Below are 15,178 nucleotides of genomic sequence, written 5' to 3' on the forward strand. Positions count from 1 at the left end.
CCGGCGCCGAAGACCGGCGCCGGCGCCTCGTTTCCGCGATCAATCGCGAACGGCGAGACCGTCGAGGAACAGCGAGGTGCAGTCCTCGGCCAGCTTGGTTATCGGGTATGCCCTGCTCGGCTTGAACCAGCGCACCGACAACCACAGGGAGTTACGCATGAGCCGGTAGAGGATCTTCGGGTCGATGTCGGCGCGGAACGCGCCCTCGGCGATACCTGCCTCGATCACCCGGAGCCAGGCGTCCTGGACCGCCCGGCCGGCGTTCCTCAGGTAGCTGAACCGCTCGAACTGCAGCAGGTAGTTGACGTCGTTCTGGTAGATCTCGGTGGCGTGCGGGTGCTCCTCGACCACCTCCAGCGACGCCATGATCAGGTCGTGCAGCCGCTCGCGGGCACCGGCCTTCCGCGCCAGCACGGTCTTGTACCGGGCTTGGAGGTCCGTCAGGTACGACGAGATGATCTCGTCGACCATCGTCTCCTTGGAGTCGAAGTGGTGGTAGAGGCTGCCGGAGAGGAGACCAGCCTCATCGGCGATCTGACGGACGGTGGTGGCCGCCACGCCCTTGCTGGCGAACAGGGCGGCCGCGCTGTCGAGAATCGTCTCGCGTCGGTCTTTCAGCACTCGCGTCAACGTGTTCCTCGCAGTTCGACGTGCGGTTCGACGGGCCAGGATCGCAGCACCGTCCGGCCCGATAGTTCTACCAAGCGCTTGTTACATCGGTGTATCCGCGTTCTTGCCCGATTCGCGACAAACAGTTGGCCGGCGATCTCCACGCGGTCGCGATCCGGCGTCGACATATTTCCATGAAATCGCCCGCGCCGCATCGCCGGTGGGGTGGCTCGCGGATCGACGGGTGCGCAGCGCGATGCCGAGCCCGGCAAGCCGCCGGCGCCCGAGAGGAATGGCCTACGGTGCGGTTGTCGTGGACGGCAGTGTGTGCCGTCCTGGCGGTCCGTGGACGGGCGATGCGGTCCCGGCGGGTTCGGTGTCCGGCGTGCCGGCGGTGCCGGCCGTCGCCGCGCTCAGCACGCCGATGATGGTCACGCCGGCCAGCACCGCCAGCAACGGCAGCAGCGTGCCGACCGGTGGCCGCCAGGCGCCGGCGAACGGGTCGAGGCGTGCGCCCGGGCCGGACTGGAAGCGTGTCATCACGAACGCAAGGATGTACAGGTGCAGCACCGCGGCGACGCCGGTCAGGACGGTGCAGTAGCGGCGCAAGCGGCCCAGCCGGGCCAGCCGGCGCTCGAACTGCGGCGCGCTCGCGGCGCACAGCACCACACCGGCGGCCGCCGGCATCGCGTACCGGCCGTGCGCGAACCAGCCGATGATCGGCAGGTAGTGCAGCTCCAGGGCCACGAGCAGGCCGATGGAGGCGGTGCCGAGCGAGGCGGCGACGAGGGCGAGCCGGCGGCCGCCGTGGATCAGGCTCGGCACCACCAGGGCGCCCAGCAGCAGGTACCAGGCCGCGACGACCACCACCGGCAGCTTGGTCTCGCCGTACCCGAACTGGCCGACGATCTGCTGGAGATAGAACGGGATGCGCCGGGTGGCCAGGACCTGCGCCAGCTGCGCCGGGGTGAGGTGCTGCGCGTCGCGGACGACCGGAGCGACGCGAGCCACGCCGGAGTAGGCCAGCCAGCCGAGCCAACCGGCCAGGCCGAGCGACCACGAGCAGGCGATGATCCAACGTGTGTCGCGGCGCCGCCACAGCTGGGCGATGCGGCCGGGACCGGCCAGCGTCGCGCACGCCGCCACGATGAGCGTCAGCAGCGCGGGCCCGAGCTGGCGGACGGTGAGCAACACCAGCGAGCCGATCCCGACCAGCACCAGCAGGCGGCGCACGGCGCGGTCGTCGAGCCGCGCGTCCGGCGCGCGCAGCAGGGCCAGCAGCGCGCAGCAGACGGCGATGCCGGCGGCGATCTCGAGGCCGTTCGGGTTGACCGAGCCGGCCAGGTTCGTCGCCATCGGCGTCGCGATGAGCACGACGCCCAGCGCGAGCAGCCGACTACCCAGCCGCAGCGCGGCCCCGACCGCGCTGGCCAGCAGCATCGCCGCGGCCAGCGCCGAGATGAGTCGTGCGAGCAGGATGCCGTTCAGGTCGGGCAGGAGCACCAGCGGTGCACCGACGAGCAGGTAGTAGACCGGGCTGTACCTCGCCGCCCCGCTCGGCGTGAGGACGGGCACCCGATCGGTGGTCCAGCGCTGACAGGCGGCTGAGCGTGCCGGGCGGGGCGACCAGGCGCAGTCGACGTTGCCGTTGCCGGGCAGCAGGCTCGCCGGTACCAGGAACGCCGGCTTGTGGTCATCGCGCCGGTCGACGACCGTGCGGTTGGTGATGACCTGCCCGGTGGTCACGGCATACGCCCGGGCGATGTGGTCCTTCTCGTCGTACGTGCCGTTGACCGGCAGTGCGAGCGCCCACCCCGCCGCGACCAGGAAGAACCCCAACACGTGGGGCAGCCACCAGCGCCACCGCCGCGGCACGACGTTTTCAGGCACGGCCGGACGGCCGTCGTCGTGCGGCGTCGCGAACGCCCTGCCGCGCGCGGCGCAGCACCACGGCACACACGATGAGGAAGACCAGACCCACGATCGTGTATGCCTCGCCGATCAGGTGCTGCGGCCACGTCCAGTGAAGCTCCGGCGCCTTGCCCGGCAACGGGGAGTTGAGGTTCGGGGCCAGGAACACGAGTCCCTGCGGTGCCGGTCCGCCGAACCTGCCCGACGGTGCGGGCCACGCCAGGAAGACGAACGGGAGGAGAACCGCGGGGAACGCGTACCATGCCCGCGCGGGCCGGTGGAGGGTGGTGGACCAGCGCCGAACGGCGTCCGCCAGCACCAGCACGAGCAGGACCGCGAACACCCAGTGGTGTGTCCACGAGACCGGTGACACGAGCGCGCCGCCGAGGCACACAAGTACCGTTGCCAAGAGTTCGTTCCCGAGCGCGTGAGCGCGGGCGGCGAGCCACACCGCACCGGCGGCGACGGCGACCGCACCGACCAGCCAGAGTTGGTCGGCCCCGTGCGTCGCACCGACGGTTCGAAGCAGGAGACCGTGTAACGATTGGTTCGCGACGTACCACAACTGCGTTGCCTCGCCGACCCGATCGGCCGACGCGCCGATGCCGGACCAGTACTCGATCGAGTCGTGCGGCGCGGCGGCGAAGCCGACGGCGATGCTCGCGGCGAAGGCCCCGGTGGCGACCGCGGCCGCGCGCCACCGCCTGGTTGCCAGGAAGTAGACGATGAACAAGCCGGGGACGAGTTTGACGCCGGTCGCCAACCCCACACCGAGACCCTTGAACCAGCGGCGGTCCGACGTCGCCATGTCACCGATCACCAGAAGCAGCAGGACCATGTTGATCTGGCCGAACTGAAAGTTGTTCATCGTCGGCTCGAGCCACAAGGCCGCCGCCGTGATGCAGGCGGCGAGGCCGGCCCGTCCTCGCCCCTTGACGGCACCGAGCATGCCGAGGCCGATCCACACGATCAGGAACAGGCAACACAACGACGCCGCACTCAGCGCCTTCGCTGCCGGGTACGGCGACAGGAGTCGCATGGGTGTGAAGAGGACCGCGGCCACGGGAGGGTAGGTGAACGGGAGGAAACCGTGCTTCAGTGCATAGAGCGATCGCCCGTGCCACAGATCCTCGGTGCCGCGCCGATAGACGAACGCGTCCATCCCGTTGAAGATCCTGAAACGTCTGTTGGCCCAGAACAGGACGGCTGCCGAAACCACCAGCGCCGCGCAACCGACCGGCAACAGCCAACCGGCCGGGCGATAGACGACTCGGCGAGGTGCCGATCTCGACAGTTCTGCGGGCTCTTCGGCACGAGTGCCCGTGGCAAGCTCCGCTACGCCCACGAACTCCTCCCGTTCGACCTACGCATCGATGTGGCCGTGTTCCTTCCCGACGATGGGTGCAGGGCGACCCGTCCAGCCGCCGGGCAGCGCTCGGCGACCCTTCCCGCAGGCGAATGCCGCGAAACATGCGACGGGTGCCGGCCACCGAGGACATGGAGACCCCGCGCCAGGTGCACCCGGCGGCTCCCCTGCGGTACGCCGCGGGTCTCACCCGGGTAACCGCGCGCCCGCGGCCGGGCAGCGCGTCATCGTTGTAGTGACTGCGCCATCGGAGCCGCCGCATTCGACCGTGACGGGACCGGCACGCTCGCCGTGGTGGTGTTCACCGGGACGGTCATCAGCAGGATCAGGCCGGTGATGACCTGGACGTTCGAGCCCAGTTGGTACCCGAGGGTGCCGGGGTCCGCGAAGCGCCACTCCAGCGCGGTCACCAGCACTGCGTAGACGACCGCGGCGAGCAGCCGGAACCAGTGCCGGCGCCGGCCGGAGGCGCGACTGTCGAGCAGGATCAGCAGCGCCGGCAGCTGCCAGACGAGGTGGTGTACCCAGGTGAACGGGCTGAGCAGGCAGATCGCGACGCCGGTGAGGGCAAGCCCGGCCCAGTCGTCGGGCAGGGTGCCTGCTTTGCGGGCCCGGAACGCCCACACCACGAGGACAACAACGACGAGTGCCGGCCACACCCCGGGCGGCGCGTGCAGGCGGTGCACCGCGCCGGACAGCGACTGGTTGCCGGCGATCGTGACGTCGCCGATCCGGTCGGTCTGCCACAGCAGGTGGGTCCAGTACCGCCGGGATTCGTCCGGCGCGAAGAGCCAGCCGAGACCGGCTGTCACCAGGGCTGTGCTGCCGGCGACGAGTCCGGCCCGGTAGCGGCGGGTGAGGACGAGATAGAGGATGAACAGGGCCGGGGTGAGCTTGACACCGGCGGCGATGCCGATGAGGGCGCCCGCGGCGGGATGCCGTTTGAGGACGAACAGCAGGTCCAGCCCGACCATCGTCAGCAGGACGAGGTTGATCTGGCCGACGGTGACGGTGTCTCGCCAGGGTTCGGTCGCGGCCGCCAGGACCGCACCGGTGAGCACCGGCAGCAGGGCGCGCAGCCGGTGCCACAGCAGGATCAGGGTGCCGGACAACGACGCCAGGGCGAGGAGCATTTCGGCGACCCGCCACGGCAGCACGGCGAGCGGCATCAGGACCAGCGCGGCAAACGGCGGGTACGTGAAGCCGAACGAGCGGATCATGCCCTGTTGCCGATACGTGTAGAGCCCGTCGCCGTGCAACCATGACCGCACCGCCCCGCGGTACACGTGGAGATCGAACTGACCCTGCCACCGAGCGAACATCGCGAGCAACACGGCTGCGCCGACGACAGACACGATCAATCCGGCCCAGGCCCGGAAGCTCCGCATCGTACCTCGTTCCTGTCTGCCGACCGCGGCTGCGCGCCGACACGATCGGCGCGGAAGATCCCCACCGGTTGGCGCACGTCCCGGCGGCGGCCATCAGATGCCCAGTGATCGGCGTGACTAACACGGCGGCTCGTGTGCCCGTCCGTCACCACGTGGGGCGAGCGACCAGGGTGCCGCCCGATCGGGCACCGGCGATCAGGGTCGGCGCGACGACCTCGGCCGTGATGCGTTCACCGAGAGCCGCGGCGCACAGTTTTTGTGGACGGTGCGTTCAGTGAAGCGTGCGTACCGCGCCTCACCTGCCCGGATCGGTGCGGAACCGGGCGGAGCGTGCGCCGACTCCGGCATGCTCGGCGCCGGGGAGCCTGTTGCATAATTCGCTGGGACAGCGTCGGCGGCCCAACTATGCGCCGATCTTGGAGTTGTGGCGCCATGAACCTCCGAATTTGTCCGGGTTTGTCAAGGACCACAACTCCAAGATCGGCGCGGTTATCGGGGTTGACGTGCGAGGGATCCGAATTGCGCGACAGGCTCCGAGCCACGCGAAAACCGGCCGCATTTCGAATGGTCGACCGGAAGCGGGAACCGCGGGGCCGAGGTGTTGTTGCCGGACGGTCCGCCGCCCCGATGGCGCGCGGGACGGCGGCCCGTCCTCGGTTGCGGCGAGTGGGGTCCACGTGCCGGTGAGGGCTGGTGGAAGCCCAGCTGCACTTCGTGCGTCAACCGAAAACCAGTTCGCCACGAGTCCGGCCGGGATCGTCTGAGATCGTCCGAGATTCTTCTTGGTGTGCCGGATCCGCTTTACGGTCGGTTCCGGAAGCCCACCCATGGGTGACTGGAATTGCCGGAGCTATCGGAGGAACGACGTGAAGTTGCAAGGCTGGGCACGCCGATCGATAACCATTGTCGGGGTAACGGCGGCGCTTACTCTGGCGAGTACGGCATTCGCTTCTCAGGCTTCCGCCAACAGTGCCGTGGCCTACACCGGGACCTCGCCGCAGGGTGGCTGGGGTGTCGGTTACTGGGACAATGGCTCCTCAGCAGAGCGGAAGATCGAAGCCTGCGATAGCGGCTCTCCAGATGGCAGGCGTGCGGTGGCGATCCTCGCGGTCGACGGTGTTGGCCACGAGATCCACGCCTCAGGCGGCGCGGGCAACTGTAGTGGACCAGCAACCATTTCCGGGCTCAAGGCCGGTAGCTCCTACAGCTTCAGGGCATGCCTTCGGGATGGCGCGAATGGAGCTAATGTGTATTGCAGCCCCTGGCAGCGTGGGACTGTCAAGTAGTGTTCTGCACCGGAAATTCGCCTACAGGATCGGGCGAGTGATTCGACGACCTCTTCGGTTACGGCGCAGCGACGGATCTTGAGACACCGTCTCGTCGCGCACGCTGAGCGTGGCGGTGTATGTCGACACTCATCGTCGACGCAGGACCTCGATGAAGTTGATCTCGGAGGGACCATCTTCGTATCGGGGTTCTGCGTCGTTCTTTCGTATCCCGGCCTGGTGGAGGCGATGCGCGCCGACCGGCCCACCGGCGGCGGATCCTGGGTGACCGGTGATGCCGCTATGCTCAGCGACCTCATGGGCATCATCGGCGCTGGCCTGCCCTGGGCGATCGGCGTGACGGTGCTGGCCATGGTGGCTTTGCTGTTCGCCATGACCGGCTCGCTGGTGGTGCCGCTGAAGGCTGTGCTGGCGAACGTGGTCTCCCTCGGCGCCACGTTCGGTGTGCTTACGGCGGTCTTCGGAGAAGGTTTCGCCAGTGACCTCCTGGACACACTGACGGTCGGCGCGCTGAACCCGTTCGTCGCGGTCCTCGTCTTCGCGTTCGCGTTCGGGCTGTCGATGGACTACGAGGTCTTCCTTCTCGGCCGGATCAAGGAATACGTCGACGCGGGAGTCGATACCGACACCGCCGTGCGCCAGGGACTACAACGCACCGGGCGTGTGATCACGTCGGCCGCTGTGCTCATGGTGATCGTGTTCGCCTGCTTCGCGGCTGCCCGGATCGGCAACATCGAGCAGATCGGGTTGGGGCTGGCGGTGGCGGTGCTGATCGATGCCACTGTGGTGCGCTGCCTGCTCGTACCCGCCACGATGACACTGCTTGGACAGTGGAACTGGTGGGCGCCACGCTGGCTGTCACAGCTGCACGCTCGGGCCGGTCTGTGCGAATACGCCCTGCCCGAGAAGGCTCACCGGCCCGCACCCGAGCCCGTATCGGGCCCGCTGTGAGCAAGTTGACCGCCATCACTCCGGCCCGGGCCGGCCTTTCGACGACGCAACCGGTTCGCTGACACCGGCGTGCTTCCCGGTAGGGAGCAGCCTCTCCGGTTCGGTTGCCGGTGCGGGTGTGCCGGCGCGGGCGAGGATGCCGGCGGCAGCCACCAGACAGGCCGCGCCGATGGTGGCTAGGACCGGGGTGTAGCCGCCGGTGGCGGTGTACAGCGCGGCTGCGCCGAGCGGTGCGCCGGCTTTCGCGAGGGTCACCGGGGTCGCGAGGGTGCCCGCGATCGTGGCGTAGCCGGCGGTACCGTACCGGTCGGTGAGCAGTGCGGGGGAGGCGAGGTTGGCGACGCCGAACCCGATGCCGAAGGCGACCACGCCGACGACGGCGCCGGTCCGGGTGCCGGCGAGCAGTGGCAAGGTGATGGCCGCGACGGCCTGCGTGGCGAACACCGCCGCGACCACGGTGGTCAGCCGGAGCCGTTGCTGCGCGCCGGTGAGGACGAGGCGGCCGGTCACCGACAGCACGCCGAGCAGTCCCGCCACGGTGGCGGCGAATGTGGCCGGGTGGCCCTCGCCGGTGAGAAAACCGACGAGGTGGACAGTCATCGCGGTCATGGCGGCGCTGTGCGCGATGAACGCGACGGCGAGCCACCAGAACCGGCTGTCGCGGGTCGCGGCGCGCACGGCCGCCGCTCGCTGGGCGGTGGCCGGTCGTCCGGCGGGGCCGTTGCCGGCCGGTGGGCGGCGGACGACGAGGGCGTGCAGCGGCACGGCCACGGCGGCGTAGACGGCGGCGAGCACCAGGAGGGTGGTGCGCCATCCGTACCGTTGCTCCGACAATCCGGTGAGGGGCATGAAGATGGTACTGGCGAATCCGGCCACGATGACCATCGCGAGGATCGCCTTCGGTCGGCGGGCCGGGTCGAACCAGGAGACGATGACGGCGGTGGCGGCGTCGTAGAGGGCCATCGCCATCGCGGCGCCGAGTCCGGCGAACACAAGGTACAACTGCCACAGCTCGTGGACGCGGGACCATGCGACGAGCAGGGCGGCGCCGGCGAGCGAGCCGATCGTCATCAGGCCGCGGCCGCCGTGGCGGTCGAGCCACCGGCCCACTGGGATGGCCGCCGCGGCCCAGGCGAGGATGGCGGCGGTGAGGGCGCCGGTGACAGCGGCGGAGGTGGTGTGCAGGTCGGCGGCGATCGGGTGCAGCAGGACGGCGAAGGCGTAGTACAGGGCGCCGTAGCCGGCGGTCTGGGTGACCGCGAACGCGGCGACGATCCACCAGCCGTGGAACACCTGCCGGTGGCCGCGGACCGTGCGGTCCGCGGCCACCGGTGTCGTCGTGGGTGCCATACGGGTGTGGTCAGCCGCAGCAGGTGCCGCCGGACTGCTCACCGCCGGAGTTCACCACGGGCAGCGACGCCAGCGGCGTGGACAGCAGCCCGCCCGCGATGCCGGTCGCCAACCCTCGCCCGGCCGGAGCTGCCTGCTGCGGGGCCGGGCCGCAGCATCCGTCGCCGGTACCGGCGATCGTGGTCTCGCCGATGATCGGGTTGCTGTTGCACACGCCGGTCTCGGGCAGGTCGAGCTGGACGTCGCGGGCGGCGTCCCAGTCGCCGTCCAGCGCGGCGACGACGGAGCGGGCCTGCTCGTAGCCGGTGGCGAGCAGGAAGGTCGGCGCGCGGCCGTAGCTTTTCACCCCGACGGCGTAGTAGCCGGGCTCGGGGTGGGCGAGCTCGTCGACACCGTGCGGCGGAACGGTGCCGCAGGAGTGCTCGTTCGGGTCGATGAGCGGTGCGAGGGCCCGGGTCGAGCCGAGGATCGGGTCGAGGTCGAGGCGCAGTTCGCCGGTGACGGTGTGGTCGGGCCGGAATCCGGTTGCGGAGACGATCCGGTCGGCGGTGACCGGCCGCGTCCCGTCGGAGGCGACCACCTGGTTCCCGTCGGTGACGGTCAGCGACTGGATGGAGAAGCCGGTGACAAGTTCGACGGTGCCGGCCTCGACGTGCTCGCGCAGCCGGGTGCCGAGGGCACCACGCGCGGGCAGGGCGTCGGCGGCCTCACCGCCGTAGGTGCGGCCGGGGCTGCCGGAGCGGATCGCCCATACCACGCTGGTGCCGGGGGCCTGCTCGGCGAGTTCGGCGAGGGACAGCAGGGTGTTCGCGGCGGAGTGGCCGGCGCCGACGACGAGGGTGCGCCTGCCGGCGAACCGGTCGCGGTCGGCGCCGAGCACATCGGGCAGGGCGCGGTCGACGAACGCGGTCGCGGTGTGCTCGCCGCGGGCGGGGATGCCGGATGCGCCGAGGACGTTGGGGTTGGTCCAGGTGCCGGAGGCGTCGATGACGGCCCGGGCGAGGACGTCGTCGCCGTCGGCGAGGCGGACGAGGAACGGCGCGGTGTCACGGCCGGCGGTGCGCAGCCGGTCGACGCCGAGCCGGGTGACGGCCACGACGTGCGCCGCGTAGCGGACGTGCGGCTTGAGCGCGGGCAGGTCGGCGAGCGGCTGCAGGTACTCCTCGGCAAGCTGCGCGCCGGTGGGCAGGACCTCCGGGTCGGGCTCGACCCAGCCGGCGTCGGCGAGGAGCCGACGGGCGGCGGAGTCGATGTTGTACCGCCACGGGGAGAACAGCCGCACGTGCCCCCACCGCCGCACCGACGCGGCAGGGCCGTCACCGGCCTCGAGGACGGTGAACGGGATACCGCGCCCGGCGAGGTGCGCGGCGGCGGCCAGCCCGACCGGGCCGGCGCCGATGACCACGACCGGCAGATCCTTCAGCTGGGTACTCATATCGATCCTCCATTGTCTTGAATATTGTCGAAATAAAACCTCGGACGGCGGTGCGGTGCGCGCGGGCCGTGGAGGGGCTGGCTTGAGATCCGGGTGCGGTGGTCAGGCGACGTCGCGCCATCGATCACCTTGGGCGGCGTGCCGGCCGACGCGCTCGCGGAGCCGAGTCGGTGGTGACCAGCAATGCCGTCGCCACGACCAGCCGCGCCACCGCCGTGAGGGTGGCCTGGTCGACGCGGTCCGGGGTGTCGGCCGGGCTGTGGTACCCCGCCATCCCGGCGCCGATGCCGACCGCGGCGAGCCCGGCGGCGGCGTAGCGGCGGTTGTCCGACGCCACCGGACCGGCCACGAGGGGCAGGCCCGTGTGTCGGCCGGCCTGGTCGAGGGCCGCCAGGAGGGCGTGTGCCGGCCCGCCGGCCTCGACCGCCGCGGCCTTGTGGAGGTGCCCGGCACCGTCGACGTTGATCACTGTCGGCGCGGCGCCCGCGGCACGCAGCTGGGCGGCGTGGTGCGCGGAGCCGAGCGCTCCGGCCTCCTCGCCGTCCAGCAGTGCCACCGACAGCCCGACGCCGTCCGGCAAGGTGGCGGCGAGGGTGCGGGCGGCCTCCAGCACGACGGCGACGCCGCTGCCGTTGTCGGCTGCGGCCGGTTGCCGCAGTCCGGGATGGTCGCCGACCCCGTCGTAGTGCGCGGTCAGCAGGAGATCCGCCCCGCCGTCCGCCGCTGCCCGCCAGCGACCGTGGATGTTGGTGGCCGTGACGTCGCGGCGGCGGATCGGCGTGCCGCCGGCCAGCCGGCCCACCCCTACCGCCGCGGCGGCCTGGGCGGCGGCGTGGGTGACGGTGTCGAGGGTCAGGATCGGCAGCGGACCCGGGTTCGGACCGGCCAGCATCGTGTAATGCCAGCCGTCGGCGTCCACGCCCCGGCCGACCAGCAGGCCGAGTGCGCCGTGCGCGTGGCCGTAGGCGTCGAACAGCCTCATATCCGGCGGTACGACCAGCCATCGTCCCGCCGGGTCGCCGGCCCCGGCGACGGCGAGGTCGCCGTGCCGGACAAGTGGCTGGTCGGCGGAGGCGAGATGGACCGCGACGTCCCGGCCGAACGCGAGCCGCCGCTCGGTGGTGCCGTCGGACCAGCTGACCGTGGGTTGCGCGTACACCTCGGGCACGAACGGCGCGGTGAACGGCTCGAACGACACCACCGCACCGGTGTCTTCCAGGTGCCGGGCCAGCCACGCGCGAGCGGCCGCGCCGCCCGCACTGCCGACCCGCCGCCCGGTGAACGGCTCGCTCGCCAGGGCGGCGACCGTGGCGGTCATCCGCTCGCCCGACACCCCGCCGAGAGCAGCCCGCAGGCGCTCACGGATCGCTGCGGCCAGGGTGGGGGTGTTCATCCGCAGCAGCCCGCGCCGGAGGTCGCCGCCTCGGTCGTGGTGCCGCAGCACGGCGACCCGGTGGCGGCCGGCTCGGGCAGGGTGAGGGTGGCGGCGGGCGGGTTGCCGCAACAACCGCTCGTGCCGGCGACGGTCAGCGCGGCGGCCGGGTCGCCCGCGAAACCACCTACCGTCGGGGCGCTGGTCTGGGGCTGGGCCTCGCTCATGGTCACACTCCTTCAAACGATGTACACGCCAGTTGCTGCGGCTGTCTTGACGTCTGTCAAATCAAACCGTTGCACACTGATTCGAGATCTGTCAACCTAGAGGTATGTCAAAACAGCCTGCGGTTCTCACCCTCGCCGACCTCAGCGCGGGTGAGCCGTGCTGTAGCCCGATCGCGCAGCAGCGCATCCCGGCCGGGACCGCGGCGGTGCTCGCCCCGGCGTTCAAGGCCCTCGGTGACCCGGTCCGGCTGCAACTGATGTCGATGATCGCCTCGGCGCCCGAGGGCGAGATCTGCGTCTGCGACCTCACTCCGGCCTTCGAGCTGTCCGGTCCGACGATCTCCCACCACCTCAAGACCCTGCGCGAAGCCGGCCTCGTTGATGCCGATCGTCGCGGCACCTGGGTGTACTACCGGGCCCGCCCGGGCCTCATGCGGCAGCTCGCCGCGCTGCTCGCCGTGGACGACCGCACCGGCGTGTAGCCATGAGACGGAAGGCTGGTCGAACGGCGATGCCGGTGCGCGGACCTCGCCTTGTGTAGGAATCTGTCGGGGGACCCGGGCGTGCGGCGCGTGACCGGAGGGCAATCAGCACCGCTGTCTTGACCTCGCGATGTACCTCAGTAATGATTGACTCAATGGAACCTGAGTCTTCATCACTGCTGGCGCGGGCGCGGGTGCACGCCGCGCTCGGCGATCCGGCTCGCCTGGCGATCGTCGACGCGCTCACCCTCGGCGATGCGTCCCCGGGCGAGATCGCCCACGACCTCGGCATGCCCACCAACCTGGTGGCCCACCACGTCAAGGTGCTCCAGGAGGCCGGACTGCTGGTGCGGGGCCGCTCCGAGGGCGACCGGCGCCGCACCTACCTGCGCCTGGTGCCCGACGTCCTCGCCTCGCTCGCGCCACCACCGTTGGAGGCCGCCGACCGGGTGGTGTTCGTCTGCACCCACAACTCGGCCCGCTCGCAGCTCGCCGCCGCGCTGTGGCGCGACCGCGTCGGCGGCTCGGCCGCCTCCGCCGGCACCCACCCGGCCGCCCGGGTCCACCCCCGAGCCGTCAGGGTCGCCCACCGGCACGGCCTCACCATCGACCCCACCGGCACCGCCCACGTCGCCGATGTCGTGCACGACGGCGACCTCGTCATCGCCGTGTGCGACAACGCCCACGAGGACCTCACCGACCCGGCCGCGGAGGTCCGGCCACGGCTGCACTGGTCCGTGCCGGACCCGGTCCGCGTCGACACCGACGCCGCGTTCGAGGCCGCCTACACCGACCTCGCCGACCGCATCAACCGCCTCGCACCCGCTGTCGCCCCCGCACGGCACCGATCCCAGTAACCCTGGAGCGACGTCATGACCGACGTGATCGCCTACCACCACCCCGACCTGTCCGTCGACCAGCAACTGGCGCTCCGCACCGCCGCCCAGCGACTCGCGCTCGAGTTCGACGGCACCTACGGCGCCGAGACCATCGAACGGTTCCTGCACACCAGCTACGACCAGTTCGCGTTGTTGAGCAGCGTGCCGAACTACCTGCCGCTGCTCGCCGAACGCTTCGCCCGGCAACGCCTGCACGCCCTCGCCCGTGTCGAGGGCCACCACCGCGACGGCAAGCCGGTCGTACTGTTCCTGTGCACCCACAACGCCGGCCGCTCGCAGATGGCCCTGGGCTTCCTCACCCGCCTCGCCGGCGACCGTGCGATCGCCTGGTCCGGCGGATCCGAGCCCGGCGTCGAGATCAACCCGTCGGCGATCGCGGCCATGGCCGAACGCGGCATCGACATCACCGCTGAGTACCCGAAGCCGTGGACCGACGAGGTCGTCCGCGCCGCCGACGTCGTCGTCACGATGGGCTGCGGGGACGCCTGCCCGGTCTTTCCCGGCACGCGGTACGAGAACTGGGACGTCGCCGATCCGGCGGGCCTCGATCTTGAGCGGGTGCGGCCGATCCGCGACGAACTCGAACGCCGCGTCCGCGACCTCATCGACCAACTCGCCATCCCCACCACCTGAACCCCGGCCGAACCCGACCCGACCCCGAACCAGGAACGAGACCTTCGTGAACCCCACCCTGTGGCGCCGGCTCCTCGCCGAGTTCCTCGGCACCGCGCTGCTCGTCACCGCCGTCGTCGGCTCCGGCATCATGGCCACCGAACTGTCCGACGACATCGGCCTGCAGCTGCTGGAGAACTCGATCGCGACCGCGTTCGCGCTCGGCGCGCTCATCCTGACCTTCGGGCCGGTGTCCGGGGCGCACTTCAACCCTGTTGTCTCCGCCGCCGACTGGTTTCTCGGCCGGCGCACCGGCACCGGCCTCACCGGCCGCGATCTCGCCGGATACGTCACCGCACAGACCTTCGGCGCGATCGGCGGTGCGGTTCTGGCCGACCTGATGTTCGCCCTGCCCGCCGTCGACTTCTCCACCAAGGACCGCACCGCCGGACACCTGTGGCTCGGCGAGGTCGTCGCCACCGCCGGGCTGATCCTGCTCATCTTCGCCCTCGCGCGCGCCGGCCGCGCCGCGGTCGCGCCGGCCGCGGTCGGCGCCTACATCGGCGCCGCCTACTGGTTCACCTCGTCCACGTCGTTCGCCAACCCCGCCGTCACCATCGGCAGGTCCTTCACCGAAACGTTCGCCGGCATCGCCCCGGCCTCCGTGCCCGGCTTCGTCGTCGCCCAGTTCGCCGGCCTGGTGGCCGGCGTCGGCCTGGTGCTCGCCCTGTACCCGGGCGTCAGCCGCAGCACCGACGAGGTCGTGGTCGCCCACCCTGCCGACGCAACCGTGCGGCAGGCCAACGCCGGCGCCGCCGGCACATCCTGATCGTTGACGACCGTACGCCAGAGGAGCCCTACCGTATGAGCACCAAGCCCACCGTCCTGTTCGTGTGTGTGCACAACGCCGGCCGTTCGCAGATGGCCGCCGGCTGGCTGCGCCACCTCGCTGGGGACAGCGTCGAGGTCCGCTCGGCCGGGTCCGAGCCCACCGACCGGATCAATCCGGTGGCGGTCGAGGCGATGCGTGAGGTCGGGATCGACATCACGGCGAACACGCCGCGGAAGCTGGACCGGGAGACCGCCGAGTCCTCCGACGTGCTCATCACGATGGGTTGCGGTGACGTCTGCCCGGTCTTTCCCGGCAAGCGGTACCTCGACTGGCAGCTCGACGACCCCGCCGGGCAGGGCCTCGAAGCGGTCCGCCCGATCCGCGACGAGATCAAACGGCGCGTCGAGCACCTGCTCGCCGAACTGCCCCTCAGCACCGCCTGAACCACCGCCACAAGC

General features: G+C 71.0%; 14 protein-coding genes. 6 read left to right on the top strand and 8 right to left on the bottom strand.

Going from position 1 to position 15,178, the window contains the following annotated elements; translation table 11 throughout:
* Positions 1-39: 39 nt before the first annotated feature.
* The 4 genes from Dfulv_RS14235 to Dfulv_RS14250 form a co-directional block, all read right to left on the bottom strand.
* Complete coding sequence (locus tag Dfulv_RS14235; RefSeq protein WP_259863422.1) at positions 40-621, bottom strand: TetR/AcrR family transcriptional regulator; 582 nt, start codon at positions 619-621, stop codon at positions 40-42.
* A gap of 285 nt (positions 622-906) precedes the next feature.
* Positions 907-2,499 carry a DUF2142 domain-containing protein gene (locus Dfulv_RS14240; RefSeq protein WP_259863423.1) on the bottom strand — a complete coding sequence of 531 codons (1,593 nt, stop codon included), beginning with the start codon at positions 2,497-2,499 and terminating at the stop codon, positions 907-909.
* A complete protein-coding gene (locus Dfulv_RS14245; protein ID WP_259863424.1) occupies positions 2,492-3,682 on the bottom strand; it encodes a glycosyltransferase 87 family protein in 1,191 nt (396 codons plus the stop codon). Before Dfulv_RS14245 ends, Dfulv_RS14240 begins: the two co-directional genes overlap by 8 nt.
* A gap of 428 nt (positions 3,683-4,110) precedes the next feature.
* Complete coding sequence (locus Dfulv_RS14250) at positions 4,111-5,274, bottom strand: glycosyltransferase 87 family protein (protein ID WP_259863425.1); 1,164 nt, start codon at positions 5,272-5,274, stop codon at positions 4,111-4,113.
* A 1,514-nt stretch (positions 5,275-6,788) separates the two neighbouring features.
* Between Dfulv_RS14250 and Dfulv_RS14255 the strand changes: the two genes are divergently transcribed.
* Positions 6,789-7,511: an MMPL family transporter gene (locus tag Dfulv_RS14255; protein ID WP_259863426.1), complete on the top strand. Its 723-nt coding sequence runs from the start codon at positions 6,789-6,791 to the stop codon at positions 7,509-7,511.
* A gap of 15 nt (positions 7,512-7,526) precedes the next feature.
* Here the strand turns inward: Dfulv_RS14255 and Dfulv_RS14260 are convergent, their stop codons facing one another.
* From Dfulv_RS14260 to Dfulv_RS14275, 4 genes are all read right to left on the bottom strand, one after another.
* Positions 7,527-8,861, bottom strand: a complete 1,335-nt coding sequence (locus Dfulv_RS14260) for an MFS transporter (RefSeq protein ID WP_259863427.1) — start codon at positions 8,859-8,861, stop codon at positions 7,527-7,529.
* 10 nt (positions 8,862-8,871) lie between these two features.
* Positions 8,872-10,296: an NAD(P)-binding domain-containing protein gene (locus tag Dfulv_RS14265; RefSeq protein WP_259863428.1), complete on the bottom strand. Its 1,425-nt coding sequence runs from the start codon at positions 10,294-10,296 to the stop codon at positions 8,872-8,874.
* A gap of 124 nt (positions 10,297-10,420) precedes the next feature.
* On the bottom strand, positions 10,421-11,689 hold the full coding sequence (locus tag Dfulv_RS14270; RefSeq protein ID WP_259863429.1) for a M28 family metallopeptidase: 1,269 nt from the start codon (positions 11,687-11,689) through the stop codon (positions 10,421-10,423).
* A complete protein-coding gene (locus tag Dfulv_RS14275) occupies positions 11,686-11,895 on the bottom strand; it encodes a hypothetical protein (protein WP_259863430.1) in 210 nt (69 codons plus the stop codon). The genes Dfulv_RS14270 and Dfulv_RS14275 overlap by 4 nt, the downstream gene beginning before the upstream one ends.
* A gap of 104 nt (positions 11,896-11,999) precedes the next feature.
* Between Dfulv_RS14275 and Dfulv_RS14280 the strand changes: the two genes are divergently transcribed.
* The 5 genes from Dfulv_RS14280 (at position 12,000) to Dfulv_RS14300 (ending at position 15,163) form a co-directional block, all read left to right on the top strand.
* A complete protein-coding gene (locus Dfulv_RS14280; RefSeq protein WP_259863431.1) occupies positions 12,000-12,377 on the top strand; it encodes an ArsR/SmtB family transcription factor in 378 nt (125 codons plus the stop codon).
* Positions 12,378-12,532: 155 nt separating this feature from the next.
* Positions 12,533-13,234 carry an arsenate reductase/protein-tyrosine-phosphatase family protein gene (locus Dfulv_RS14285; RefSeq protein WP_259863432.1) on the top strand — a complete coding sequence of 234 codons (702 nt, stop codon included), beginning with the start codon at positions 12,533-12,535 and terminating at the stop codon, positions 13,232-13,234.
* A 15-nt stretch (positions 13,235-13,249) separates the two neighbouring features.
* Entirely contained in the window at positions 13,250-13,909 is a 660-nt protein-coding gene (locus Dfulv_RS48555) for an arsenate reductase ArsC (RefSeq protein ID WP_319805793.1), read from the top strand.
* 46 nt (positions 13,910-13,955) lie between these two features.
* On the top strand, positions 13,956-14,717 hold the full coding sequence (locus tag Dfulv_RS14295) for an aquaporin (RefSeq protein WP_259863433.1): 762 nt from the start codon (positions 13,956-13,958) through the stop codon (positions 14,715-14,717).
* Positions 14,718-14,752: 35 nt separating this feature from the next.
* The gene (locus tag Dfulv_RS14300; RefSeq protein ID WP_259863434.1) at positions 14,753-15,163 is read left to right on the top strand and encodes an arsenate reductase ArsC; all 411 of its coding nucleotides are present in this window, start codon (positions 14,753-14,755) and stop codon (positions 15,161-15,163) included.
* Positions 15,164-15,178 lie beyond the last annotated feature (15 nt).

Source organism: Dactylosporangium fulvum (assembly GCF_025137375.1).
GTDB lineage: Bacteria > Actinomycetota > Actinomycetes > Mycobacteriales > Micromonosporaceae > Dactylosporangium > Dactylosporangium fulvum.

Excerpts from the sequence above, each read along its gene's own strand:
- Dfulv_RS48555 (WP_319805793.1), top strand. The coding sequence starts at position 13,250 with ATGACCGACGTGATCGCCTACCACCACCCCGACCTGTCCGTCGACCAG.
- Dfulv_RS14255 (WP_259863426.1), top strand. The coding sequence starts at position 6,789 with ATGCGCGCCGACCGGCCCACCGGCGGCGGATCCTGGGTGACCGGTGAT.
- Dfulv_RS14275 (WP_259863430.1), bottom strand. The coding sequence starts at position 11,895 with ATGAGCGAGGCCCAGCCCCAGACCAGCGCCCCGACGGTAGGTGGTTTC.
- Dfulv_RS14245 (WP_259863424.1), bottom strand. The coding sequence starts at position 3,682 with ATGGACGCGTTCGTCTATCGGCGCGGCACCGAGGATCTGTGGCACGGG.
- Dfulv_RS14300 (WP_259863434.1), top strand. The coding sequence starts at position 14,753 with ATGAGCACCAAGCCCACCGTCCTGTTCGTGTGTGTGCACAACGCCGGC.
- Dfulv_RS14280 (WP_259863431.1), top strand. The coding sequence starts at position 12,000 with ATGTCAAAACAGCCTGCGGTTCTCACCCTCGCCGACCTCAGCGCGGGT.
- Dfulv_RS14250 (WP_259863425.1), bottom strand. The coding sequence starts at position 5,274 with ATGCGGAGCTTCCGGGCCTGGGCCGGATTGATCGTGTCTGTCGTCGGC.
- Dfulv_RS14285 (WP_259863432.1), top strand. The coding sequence starts at position 12,533 with ATGGAACCTGAGTCTTCATCACTGCTGGCGCGGGCGCGGGTGCACGCC.
- Dfulv_RS14260 (WP_259863427.1), bottom strand. The coding sequence starts at position 8,861 with ATGGCACCCACGACGACACCGGTGGCCGCGGACCGCACGGTCCGCGGC.
- Dfulv_RS14270 (WP_259863429.1), bottom strand. The coding sequence starts at position 11,689 with ATGAACACCCCCACCCTGGCCGCAGCGATCCGTGAGCGCCTGCGGGCT.
- Dfulv_RS14265 (WP_259863428.1), bottom strand. The coding sequence starts at position 10,296 with ATGAGTACCCAGCTGAAGGATCTGCCGGTCGTGGTCATCGGCGCCGGC.